Annotated in this window: 10 protein-coding genes; all 10 read right to left on the bottom strand. The window is 73.4% G+C overall.

Translation table 11 applies throughout. The features are described 5' to 3' along the window. Window positions 1-157 precede the first annotated feature (157 nt). Window positions 158-1420 (bottom strand): nucleotide sugar dehydrogenase, encoded by a 1263-nt coding sequence (locus ACIA8L_RS01200; RefSeq protein WP_395899157.1) that lies wholly within the window; start codon window positions 1418-1420, stop codon window positions 158-160. A 156-nt stretch (window positions 1421-1576) separates the two neighbouring features. After that, complete coding sequence (locus ACIA8L_RS01195; RefSeq protein WP_395899155.1) at window positions 1577-2275, bottom strand: hypothetical protein; 699 nt, start codon at window positions 2273-2275, stop codon at window positions 1577-1579. Window positions 2276-2342: 67 nt separating this feature from the next. Beyond that, window positions 2343-4148, bottom strand: a complete 1806-nt coding sequence (locus ACIA8L_RS01190) for a DUF4012 domain-containing protein (RefSeq protein ID WP_395899153.1) — start codon at window positions 4146-4148, stop codon at window positions 2343-2345. Beyond that, the gene (locus tag ACIA8L_RS01185; RefSeq protein WP_395899151.1) at window positions 4138-5319 is read right to left on the bottom strand and encodes a glycosyltransferase; all 1182 of its coding nucleotides are present in this window, start codon (window positions 5317-5319) and stop codon (window positions 4138-4140) included. Before ACIA8L_RS01185 ends, ACIA8L_RS01190 begins: the two co-directional genes overlap by 11 nt. Continuing rightward, entirely contained in the window at window positions 5316-6533 is a 1218-nt protein-coding gene (locus ACIA8L_RS01180) for an O-antigen polymerase (RefSeq protein ID WP_395899149.1), read from the bottom strand. The genes ACIA8L_RS01185 and ACIA8L_RS01180 overlap by 4 nt, the downstream gene beginning before the upstream one ends. Continuing rightward, the gene (locus ACIA8L_RS01175) at window positions 6523-7827 is read right to left on the bottom strand and encodes a lipopolysaccharide biosynthesis protein (RefSeq protein WP_395899147.1); all 1305 of its coding nucleotides are present in this window, start codon (window positions 7825-7827) and stop codon (window positions 6523-6525) included. The genes ACIA8L_RS01180 and ACIA8L_RS01175 overlap by 11 nt, the downstream gene beginning before the upstream one ends. After that, complete coding sequence (locus tag ACIA8L_RS01170) at window positions 7824-8978, bottom strand: glycosyltransferase (protein ID WP_395899145.1); 1155 nt, start codon at window positions 8976-8978, stop codon at window positions 7824-7826. Before ACIA8L_RS01170 ends, ACIA8L_RS01175 begins: the two co-directional genes overlap by 4 nt. Next, window positions 8975-9598, bottom strand: a complete 624-nt coding sequence (locus tag ACIA8L_RS01165) for an acetyltransferase (protein ID WP_395899143.1) — start codon at window positions 9596-9598, stop codon at window positions 8975-8977. The genes ACIA8L_RS01170 and ACIA8L_RS01165 overlap by 4 nt, the downstream gene beginning before the upstream one ends. Then, window positions 9595-10170, bottom strand: coding sequence for a sugar transferase (locus ACIA8L_RS01160; protein ID WP_395899141.1), 576 nt, complete (start codon window positions 10168-10170; stop codon window positions 9595-9597). The genes ACIA8L_RS01165 and ACIA8L_RS01160 overlap by 4 nt, the downstream gene beginning before the upstream one ends. After that, on the bottom strand, window positions 10167-11282 hold the full coding sequence (locus ACIA8L_RS01155; protein ID WP_395899139.1) for a DegT/DnrJ/EryC1/StrS family aminotransferase: 1116 nt from the start codon (window positions 11280-11282) through the stop codon (window positions 10167-10169). The genes ACIA8L_RS01160 and ACIA8L_RS01155 overlap by 4 nt, the downstream gene beginning before the upstream one ends. Window positions 11283-11306 lie beyond the last annotated feature (24 nt).

Here is an 11306-nt window from a genome sequence, read left to right as displayed (position 1 = left end):
TCGGCTGGGGCCGCGCCGGGTGCGCCTCGATACCGGGGTTGTATCGGGGTGTGCCCGGCGTGGTTCCAGGCGGCGCCTGAGTCCGCCGCAGCCCGGTCATCCACCTCGATACAGACCCTCCCACCGCGGCAGGTTATCGGACTTGGCTGGGAACCTCTTACAAACGCTCGACCACGCGGCCCTGGCAGCGGTTGCGGGTGTCGAAGATGTACTGTGCGTGCTCCTCGACGAGCGCATAGTCGAAGTCGTCGTGGTCGGTGAGCAGGATGACCGCGTCGGCGGCCATGAGCTCGACCGCGGTGAGGTCCACCAGCGTGACCCCGCCGAGGTTGCCGACGTCGCGGGGCAGCGCGTGCGGCTCCACCGCGCGCACGTCGGCGCCCAGGTCGACCAGCAGCTCGGCGACGGCCCGGGCCGGCGACTCGCGCAGGTCACCGACGTTGCTCTTGTAGGCAAGGCCGAGCAGCAGGATGCGGCTGCCGTTGACCGGCTTGAACCGGGTGTTGAGCCCGGCCGTGATGCGCTGCACGACGTAGCGGGGCATGCCCTCGTTGACGTCGTTGGCCAGCTCGATGAACCGGAACCGCTGCCCGACCTCGCGCTTGACCTGCCACGACAGGTAGGACGGGTCGATCGGCAGGCAGTGCCCGCCGACACCCGGGCCGGGGTCGAAGGCCATGAAGCCGAACGGCTTGGTCGCGGCCGCGCCGATCGCCTCGCGCACGTCGACGCCGAGCTGGTTGGCGACGATCGCGAGCTCGTTGACCAGCGCGATGTTGATGTGCCGGAACGTGTTCTCGAAGAGCTTCGTGAGCTCGGCGGTGCGCGGGGCCGAGACGGACACGGTCCGCTCGACGAACCGCTCGTAGAAGGCGCGGGTCGCGGCCAGGGAGCTCTCGTCGATGCCGGAGACCAGCTTCGGCGTGTTCTCCAGGTGCCACGTCGGGTTGCCCGGGTCGATCCGCTCCGGGCTGTAGCCGAGGTGGAAGTCGTCGGGGGTGCGCAGCCCGCTGGCGTGCTCCAGCAGCGGCCGCAGGACCTGCTCGGTGGTGCCAGGGTAGGTGGTCGACTCCAGGATCACCGTGCAGCCGGGCCGCAGGTACGGCGCGATGGCGATGGCGGCGTGCTCGATGTGGCTGATGTCCGGCACCCCGTCGGTGAGCGGGGTGGGCACGGTGATGGCGCAGGTGTCGAAGCCGGCGGCGTCCGCGTAGTCGTCGGTCGGACGGTACCGCCCGGTCTCCAGCGCCCGCCCGAGGCGCTCGTCGGAGATGTCCTCGACGAACGAGAGCCCGGCGCCGAGCGCCTTGATGCGGTCCGTGTCGACGTCGAGCCCGACGACGTCGTCGCCCGCCTCGACGGCCCGGATGGCCAGCGGCAGGCCGACGTACCCCTGCCCGATGATGACGACTTTGCCCATGATCATCCTTTTCGGGAAGCACTCGGCCCGCCGGGCAAGCAACACCCGACGGGCCGAGGAGGATACTCAAAAATCGTGATAAGTCCGAAAAATCCGGAGCGCGCAGCGGTCGGGATTTTTCGTTGAACGGTGGTCAGCTGACCCCGTGAAACAGCGTCAGCTGGTACGGCGGCGGCGGAAGGAGATCCAGCCGCTGCCCACGAGCGCCGTGAGGCCCAGGATGCCCGGGATCAGGTCGGCGCCGTAGGTCTTGTGCTCCGCGGCGGCCGTGGTGGTGGTCTCGTTCGCCTGGAGGCGGAACGGGGACCAGCCGGCGCGGAACGGGCCGTAGAAGCCGACCGGGCGGTCCCGGCCGTCCCAGTGGCCGTGGTGGCGGTTGGAGGCCAGCGGCGTGCCGTCGAAGATGTCGTCCGGCCAGCCGCCCCAGCCGTTGCCCCAGTTGTACTGCAGGTGCCCGTCCTTGACCCGGACGGCGACCTTCAGCGTCTTGTGTGAGTCCTTGCCGATGACCCGGATGATGGCGTAGCCGGCGGCCTTGAGCCGGACGCGGGCCGAGAACCGGCCGTTGTCGTCGGCGCGGCGGTCACCGGTGATGCGCACACCGTAGGTGTCGGAGTTCTTGTACCTGACCGCGATGTCCAGCGGTTCGCCGTCCATGAAGCCACGCCCGGTGAGGCGGACCGCATCTCCGGCCTGGATGGACGCGGCGCTCACCCGGATCTGCGGCGCGGGCGCCGGGTAGGCCGCTTCCGGGGCGGCCTGGGCGGCGGTCGGCGCGCCGAGCACGGCCGCCGCGACGACGGCACCGGCGAGGCCGGCCAGTGTTGACAGCGACGTTCTTGTTCGGGCTCGCATTGCTCTCCCTTTCCTCTCCCCGGAATTACCGTAGCCCGGCAAATCCCCTCGATAAGGGTGAACCGGACTATTTCTCGCAACTCCTGCCAGGTTGCAACCGAGTCGTCCACGGTGCGATCCCGGGGGTCGTGATAAGTCGCGGCTCGACCGCGCCCTTGGTGTCCAGCGGGGCCGTCTCCAGGTCGACGACGATGGTGCTGGTGGCGCCCGGGGCCAGGTCGACGGGGAAGACCGCGACCTCGCGGCCCTTCTCGTAGCCGGTGCCGAAGTCGACGTCGGCGCCGTCCTGCCGGGCCGCGATCGGTGAGCCGCCGGTCGGGGCGTAGACGAGCACGTTCGTGCGGATGACGCCCTCGCCGGCCAGGCTGAGCCCGAGCACGCTGCGGGGCAGGCCGGACTTGGGCGCGTTGGAGCCGAGCGTGACGGTCAGCCGCAGCGGGCGGGCGCCGTTGTCGAGGCAGCGGCCGGTGTCCAGCCGCACCGAGCGGGTCAGGTAGTAGCCGAGCTTCGCGCCGGTGCCGTCGTTGAGGAACACGCCCACGGTCGGCCGGTCGCCGTCGCGCTCCGGCAGCGTGCCCGCGAACGGCGTCCGGGCGATCTCGGCCTGCTCGTCGGGGTGCGCGCTCCAGGCCAGGAGCCGCCGCTCGTCGGTCGCCCGGGCCAGGGCCTGCACGAGGCTCCGGCTGACCGGTACGCCGCCCATGAGCTTGTCGAGCACCGCCTTGGCCGCGCCGGCGAAGTAGGCGTCCTGGTCGGGCTCGGCGGCGATCTTGAGGTACACCTCGGACAGCAGCTGCCGCACGGCCGTCGCCCCGGTCAGCTGGCCCCCGAGCGGGCTACCGGCCGGCAGGCTCACCGGGCCGGTGGCGCTGAGCAGGTAGGCCAGGGCGACCGGGTCGGTGGCCAGGACGCCGTCGACGGCCCGGCCCGAGCGCTGCTGGTACATCTGCCGGATCAGCGCGGCCGCGGTCGGGAAGTCCGGGGTCAGGTTCACGTCGGCCGGGTAGGTGCCCAGCCGGTTGGTGAACAGGTCCTCCTGGTCCTCGTCCAGCGGCAGCACCGGGGTGTCGAAGTCGCGCAGCGTCTTGGCCGCGGTGCCCTGCTCGACCAGGGAGATCTTCCCGTGGTCGGCCTGGACGACGGCGAACGCGCCGGGCATGCCGCCGGTGGCGCGGACCTCGGCGAGGTTCTGGAACAGCACCAGGTAGGTCCGCGGCCCGCCGGAGCCGAGCAGGGCCGGCAGCAGCTTGGCCGCCTGGGCCGCCGGGTCGAGCATCGGCACGACCCGGTCGAGGCCCGCGTCGACCTGGTTGAGCGCGGTCCGCACGCGGCCGGTGAGCCCGCTGCGGTCGAGCTTGGCCAGGCGCTGCTGGGCGGCCCGCGCCACGGCCGCGGCGGCGGCGATCCGCGGCGCCGCCCTGGCCACCGACTGCAGGTCGGCCGGCTTGGCGTCGGCGGCGCCGCCCATGGCGTCGGTCATGCCGTCGGCCGCGTCCAGCAGCGGCGGCACGACCTGCGCGGCGAGGGCGTCCACGGCGTCGGCGACGGCCCCGACCGCGGCCAGGTCGTCGCCGGCCACCGGCACCCGGCTACCCAGCCACCAGCTCGGGCCGTGCGCGCTCCGCTTGGCCGCACCCGTCTGCTGGCGCAGGTCGGCCGCGGTGACCCGGGCCGCCGCCAGGTCGCCGGCGCCCAGCTGCGCCTCCAGCTGGCTGACCAGTGTGGCGGCGCGCTGCAGGTGCCCGGCCGCGTCCGCGCCGACGGTCGCCAGCCGCAGCCCGAAGCCGGCCAGGATCACCACCAACACGACCGCGACGGCCACCAGCCGCCGCCTGCGGGTCCGCAACAGGCGTTTCAGACTTTCAATCGGCACCGCCGACCACCTCCTCGACTCGATCGGGGGCGGTGAGGACCCGCAGCGCGCGGTAAAAGTCCGCGCGCCGGCGGGTGAGGGTCTCGGCGGAGTACGTGCGGGCCCGGGCCAGGTTCAACGCGGACGCGGCGGCCATGGCGGCGGGGTCGGCCGCCAGCGCCGTGATCGCCCGGGCCAGGGCCGCAGGGTCGTCGGGCGGCACCGTGCGGGCCGGGCCGAGCAGCTCCGGCACGCCGCCGACCCGGCTGGCCACGGCCGGCAGGCCGCGGGCCATCGCCTCGATCAGGGCCCGGGGCAGGCCCTCCGTGCGGGAGGGGAGCACGAACAGGTCGGCGTCGTCGAGGAACAGCCGCACGGGCGCGCCGGGCGGGACGGCCCCCGCGAAGGAGACCCGGCCGCCGAGCCGGCGCTCGCGGACCAGCCGCTCCAGCTCGGCCCGGCACCGGCCGTCGCCGACGTGGACGAGGCTCGCCTCCAGGCCGGCGCGGGCCAGCCGGGGCAGGGCCTCGATGAGGGTGTCGATGCCCTTGTACCGCTGTTCGAGCGAGCCGACGCTCACCAGCCGCAGCCGCACCCGCGCGGTTCCGGTGTCCTGGCGCGGCCGCTCGGCGAACGCGGCCCCGTCCAGCTGGATGCTCGAGTAGGCGGCGGTGACGGCCCCGGGCGCGGCCGGGTAGCGGGCCTGCAGCGCCCGTTCGGTGACGTAGGCGACGGCGGAGGCGGCCCGGCACTGCGCGCGCAGCCGGCGGGTGAACCACCAGCGCAGCAGCGGCCGCAGCGGGTGCCGGGTGACGCCCGGGGCGAACACGTCGTACGGGTCCCCGACGACCTCGAGGCCGAACGGTTGCGGCAGCGTCGTCGCGATCGCGGACGGCACGCGGAGCAGCACGGCGTCCGCCGGCTCGATCGCGGCCTTCAACGCCTTCCGGAGCCGCCCGATCCGGCGGAGGAATCCGATCGGTCCGACATAATGCGGCAGCGGATACACCTCGACGCCGTTGCCGTCGACTCGCAGCGCTCTGGGCGGAGGGCTCGCGGCGTCAGCGCAGCGGGCCACGACGCGGACTTCGTCGAAGACCGGACGGTACCGCTGCCAAAACGCGTTTCCGGCATCGCTCGTCGACCAGACGCGGCCGTCGGGCGTGCGCAGGTATCGCTGTTCCGTCGTCACACAGAGGCGCATTCGCGCGCCTCCTCGTCCGCGGTGACGACCTTGGCCGAGACGGCGCGGATCACGCCGAAGAAGACGGCACCGTAGACGACGGTCTTGAGCAGCGACTGGCTCTCGCCGCGGAAGCCGTACATCCAGGCGACGGTGAACAGGATGCTGGCGTAGGCGTAGACGGGGGCCCGGTCGATGCGGTTGACCAGCCACCGGTGCGCGGCGGTCAGCAGCGCGAAGAGGACCGGGATGCCGGCCAGGCCGAAGTTGGCGTAGGCCTCCCCGGTGAGCGAGAACCCGTAGCCGGACGAGCTGCCGGGCGCGTAGCGGTCGACGAGCCACTGGGCCAGGGGGGTCCGGTGCTGGCCGGGGATGAGGTTCACGACCGCGTGCAGGTAGCTGAGGCCGTGCTGGTAGGGCTCGGTCGAGGGCACGTGGCCCATCACCCACGTGTCGACGAAGAGCACCGAGCCCTGGTTGAGGATCTGCGAGGCGTCGGTGTCGCCGGGGGTGCCGCCGCCGCGCAGGGCGAACAGCGCGGTGGCCCCGACGGCCAGCCCGGCCCCCCACAGCACCGAACGCGGGACCCGTCGCTCGCGGCGGATCAGTTCGTGGTGCAGGACCAGCGCGAACAGGACGAAGACGAAGTCGCGCTCGCCGGTGGCCAGGCAGTAGGCGATGTACACGCCGAGGTTGACCCGGTAGACGAACCGGCCGGTCGAGGTCTCCTGGGCGATGAAGTACAGCGCGCACGCGCACATTTCGAGCAGCAGGTAGTCGTAGTGGAACGGGCCCGCGACGGCGATCCGGTCCAGCTTCGTGCCGGCCAGGAACGCGGGGCCGCCCCAGGCGAGCACGCCGAGCGCGTAGAGGGTCAGCAGGGCGAGCACAGCCGGTACCAGTGGCATCCGTCGTTGCTTTTCCAGGCCCTGCAACGGATCGGCGATGTCCTTGCGCTGCCGCAGCAGGACGCCGACGGCGGCGACGCCGGCGAACGCGAGCAGCAGGCCCAGCGCGGCCCGGCCGATCAGCAGCGTGTTGGTGCCGAAGTAGATGGTGCCGCCCAGCTGGTAGCTCACCACCGGGCCGAACCCGAAGAGCAGGAAGTATGCGGCCAGGTAGGCCAGCATGTCCCGGCGTCCCCCCACGACCAGCAGCAGCGGCACGGCCAGCGCGGCCAGGCCGGCCGACCACCAGGGCTGGTTCGCGAGGTCAAAGGGCACGCCGCAGCACCTCCCACTTGAGTCCGCAGTGGACGGCGGCGGCGGCCGCGGTGGCCCAGGCGGCGCCGAGCACCCCGTAGCGGGGCACCAGGACCAGCGCGGCCAGGGCGGCGGCGACGAGCACGACCGCGTTCACGGCGAGCTGGCCGGTGAAGCGGCGGGCCGCGGACAGGCCGGCGTCGAGCACGAAGCACAGCCCGCCGAGCGCGGTGGCCAGGGTCAGCACCGTCAGGACGCGACCGGCCTGCGGACCCGAGTACTGCCAGCCGTAGAGCCGGTACAGGAGGCTGGAGCCGAACAGCGCGGCCGCCCACACGCCGAGACCGCCGGCGACGCCGACACCGAGCAGGGACTGCACGAGCAAACCGCGGAAGCCTTGGGGGGTACCGTTGCGACGCAGCTCGGTCAGCCGCGGCAGCAGGGTCTGTGCGATGGCCGAGAAGAACACGTTCCCGGTGAGCACCAGATAGCCGGCGGCGGCGAACACGCCGAGCGCGATCGCGCCCTGGCGGTCCTGCAGGACATACCGCGGCACGTTGATCGTCAGCGACGACAGCCCGGAGGCCAGCCCCAGCGGCGCCGCGATCCACAGCAGCTCCAGGACACCGCCGCCGGCCCGGTGCGTGTGCTGCTTGGCCCGCGGGTCGGGCCGGTTGTGGAAGCGGCCGGCGAACGGGGCGCAGCACACCACCCAGGTCAGCAGCGACGCCCCGGCGGAGCCGGCCGCGGCCCAGGCGATGCTGCTGGTCCCGTAGAGCAGGGCGGCGACCATCACCACGGTCAGGCCGCCGTTGACGAGCTGGGCGATGGCGATGCTGCGCTGGTCGTGGTGGCGCTGCAGGAGGCCGAGGTAGATGTCGCCGACGCCGTCGAAGGCCTTGGCCGCGCCGATGAGCAGGACCACCGCGGCCGGCAGGTCGAACAGCAGCACGGCGGCGGCGATGACGCCCATGGCCAGCCCCATGCCGGCCAGCCGGATGGACAGGTAGCGCTTGAACGGGTGCTCGCCGTTGGGGTCGGTGACCAGGACCGTGCGCAGCGACAGGTTGGCCAGCAGCACGACGGGCGCGCCGACGGCCAGGCCGAGCGCGTAGGCGCCGACCATCGCCGGGTCGCCCAGCCGGGCGACGACGACGAGGACGAACCACTGGCACAGGGCGTAGCCGCCGTTGCCGGCCACGCTCCAGCTGAGGTTGCCGGTGAAGCTCGGCAGGGCGCTCGGACGATGCCGCCGCCGGCCGACTCGGTCTCGCCGACGAAGGCCTGTGTCGCCTGACTGCCGGGTGGTGGTCATCGGGCGGCCTTTTCGAGTACGTCGGCCACGGCGCGGGCGGCCGGGCGCTGGGCGAAGAGGCGCTCGGCCCGGTCGCGGGCCAGCTCGCCCCGGCGTCTGAGGGCACCGGTCAGGAAGTCGGCGTAGGCCCGGCGCAGCGCCCCCAGCAGGGCCGGTGGATCGTCGGCCGGCACCACCCAGCCCGACGCCGGGTCGACGACCTCGGGCAGGGCCCCGGCGTCGGAGACGATGCTGGGCACGCCCATGGCCGCGGCCTCGACCGCGGCGCCGTGGTTCTCCGACAGCGACGGGCTGACGCTGAGGTCGGCCGCCGCGTAGCAGTCGCGCACGTCGAGGACCGACTCGTGCCACTCGATGCTCGGGTCGCCGGCGACGTCGAAGCGCTCCAGCAGCTCGCGCTTGTGTGCGGCGCCGGCCGCGTCGAAGCCGCCGCCGAGCAGGACCAGCTTCGCGTCCGGGCGGTCCTTCGCGAACGCCTTCCAGGCCTGCAGGAGCACGTCGTGGCCCTTCACGCCGCGGCCCGGGCGGATCAGGCGCTTGGGGGCGTAGACGTAGGCGACCATGCACACGACGAACGTGTCGTCCCCGGCGCAGAGGGCGTCGCGGGCCGCGGCCCGATGGGCCTCCGACGGCGGGGTGAAGTCGTCGGTGTCGACGCCGTAGGGGATCGCCGGGGTCCGCGCTTCGCTGAGGCCGATCGCGCGGTAGAGCTTCGCGATGTGCTCGCTGCCGCCGATGGTGACGTCGTCGAGCCGGCACAGGAGCCGCTCGGCCGACCGGATCAGCGGCGACTCCAGGAACAGCGGCCCCGGCACCATGTGCACCTTGGCCGCGCCGAGGCCGAGCCCGGCCAGCCGGCAGGCCAGCGCGGACGCGTACAGGTGGTAGTGCAGCACGTCCGGGGCGATGGCCCGCAGCTGCCGGCGCAGCCCCAGCAGGCCGGTCAGGGTCTTCGGCGACGGCCCGAAGCGGAAGTCGAACGCCGACTGGACGACGTCGACGCCCCGGTCGTGCAGGGCCTTGCGCAGCCGCCCTTCGCTCCCGGGTGGTAGGACCGCGACCACCTCGTGGCCGCGCTCGCGCAGCTCGTCGACGTGCGGCAGGGTCCAGCGCCCGCCCTCGTCGGTCTTCAGCACCAGCGCGACTCTCATTTCGCCGGGACCCCCTTCACGGTCGTCTTGGCCTCGACGTCGCGGGTCACGCACGCGCCGGCCCCGACAGTCGCGTCGGCGCCGACCCGCAGGCCCTGCAGCACGCAGGCGGTGGTGCCGATGAGCACGCCGGGGCCGATGTGGCAGTCGCCGGAGATCGCGGCGAGCGGGTTGACCTGGACGAAGTCGGCGAGCACGGTGTCGTGCCCGACGGTGCAGTTCTGGTTGAGGTGCACGTGCCGGCCGATGGTGACGTTGGTGGTGACCCGGGCCCCGGGGAACGCCACGAACCCCTCGCCGGTGACCACGTCCGGGCCGATGGTGGCCGCCGGGTGCACCAGGGTCGCCGCGGCCAGGCCGTGCAGGCGCAGGTCGTCGTCGATGCGGGCGCGGATGCGGGGGTCGCCGATGCCGATGACGTAGCCGATGGAGGGCCGCTCGTCGCTCAGCCGCGCGCTGGGGCCCAGGAACGGCACGCCGAGCGCGGCGATCCGGTCCAGGTTGCGCTGGCTCGGGCCGTCGTCGACGAAGCCCCGGACCGGCAGCCCGGCCGCCCGCGCGATCATGAGCAGCTCCCGGCCGTGGCCCCCGCAGCCGACGATGACCAAGCCGTTCTTCATCGCGGTACACCCTCGAACTCGTGGGCGGTTGCCGAGCCTTCGGCACTGATGCCGTCGCGGCGCAGCACGATGCGGACCGTCTCGGCCAGGATGCGCAGGTCCAGCCCCAGCGACCGGTTGCGCACGTACTCCAGGTCGTAGGCGAACTTCTGCTCCCAGCTCAGCGCGTTGCGCCCGCGCACCTGGGCCAGGCCGGTGATGCCGGGGCGCACGTCGTGGCGGCGGCGCTGCTCGGCGGTGTAGCGCTCGAGGTAGGTCAGCGGCAGCGGCCGCGGTCCGATGAGGCTCATGTCTCCCCGTAGCACGTTCCAGAGCGCCGGGAGCTCATCGAGGCTCGATGCGCGCAGGAACTTCCCGGCCGGGGTGAGCCGCTCGGCGTCGCTGCCCGGGCCTTCGCGCATCGAACGGAACTTGACGAGCGTGAACGGTTTGCCGTGGCGGCCGGCCCGCTCCTGGCGGAACAGCACCGGCCCGCCGAGCGCGAACCGGACGAAGACCGCGGTGGCCGCGATGACGGGCGCCAGCACGACCGCGGCGGCGGAGGCGGCCAGCAGGTCGAGCGGCCGTCTCATCGGGCATCGAGGAACTCGCCGATGGCGTCGAAGATGCGGCGCTGGGCGTCCTCGCGCAGGCTGGAGCCGCTCGGCAGGTTGAGGCCGGTGGCGAAGAGCCGGTCGGCGACGCCCGTGACCGCGGCCCGGTGGCCGCGGAAGACCGGCTGGGCGTGCATCGGCTTCCACACCGGGCGGGTCTCGATGTCGTGGCGGGCGAGCCAGGCGCCGAGGTCGGCGGCGGCCCAGCCGGCCCGCTCCGGCTCCACGATCAGCGTGGTCAGCCACGCGTTGGCGCCCGGGTCGTCGCCGAGCAGCCGGGTGCCGTCGGTGGCGGCGAAGAGCTTCAGGTAGCGCTCCCGCAGCTGCCGGCGCCGGGCGATCATCTCGTCGAGCCGGGTCAGCTGGGCCCGGCCGACCGCCGCGAGGAGGTTGCTGAGGCGGTAGTTGTAGCCGACGTCGCGGTGCTCGTAGTGCGCGACCGGCTCGCGGGCCTGGGTGGCGAGGTGCCGGCAGCGGGCGGCCAGGTCCTTGTCGTCGGTGACGAGCATGCCGCCGCCGGACGTGGTGAGGATCTTGTTGCCGTTGAACGACAGCGCCGCGGCCCGGCCGAACGAGCCGGCCGGACGGCCGCCGCGGGTCGAGCCGAGCGCCTCGGCGGCGTCCTCGAGCACGGGCACGCCGAGATCCTCCAGCGAGGCGTACTCCGCGACCGCCCCGAACAGGTCGACCGGGACGATCGCGGCGACGGTGCGGCCCTCCCGGCGCAGCTCGGCGACCGTGGCCGCGGTCAGGTCGGGGTCGAGGTTGCCGTCGCCGGGGAGGCTGTCGACGAAGACCGGTTCGGCGCCGGTGTACACCACCGCGTTCGCCGTCGCCGCGAACGTCAGCGTCGGCACGATCACCGCGTCGCCCGGCCGCACGCCGAGCGCGATGAGCCCCAGGTGCAGGGCCGCGGTGCCGGAGCTGAGCCCGACGGCGTGCGCGGCGCCGCACCGCCGGGCGATCTCGGCCTCGAACGCGTCGAGATCCGGCCCGACGGGCGCGACCCACCCGGACCTCAGCGCGTTGACCAGATAGCGCTCCTCGACACCGGAAACGTCGGGTGCCGAAAGGAAGATCCGCGTGTTCACCTCATACCCCCGCTGGAGTCGGCC

The sequence above is a fragment of the Dactylosporangium sp. NPDC051541 genome (assembly GCF_044454505.1).
Lineage (GTDB): Bacteria > Actinomycetota > Actinomycetes > Mycobacteriales > Micromonosporaceae > Dactylosporangium.
Note: the sequence above shows the minus strand (reverse complement) of the source record. Positions and strands in the feature narration are given on the sequence as shown.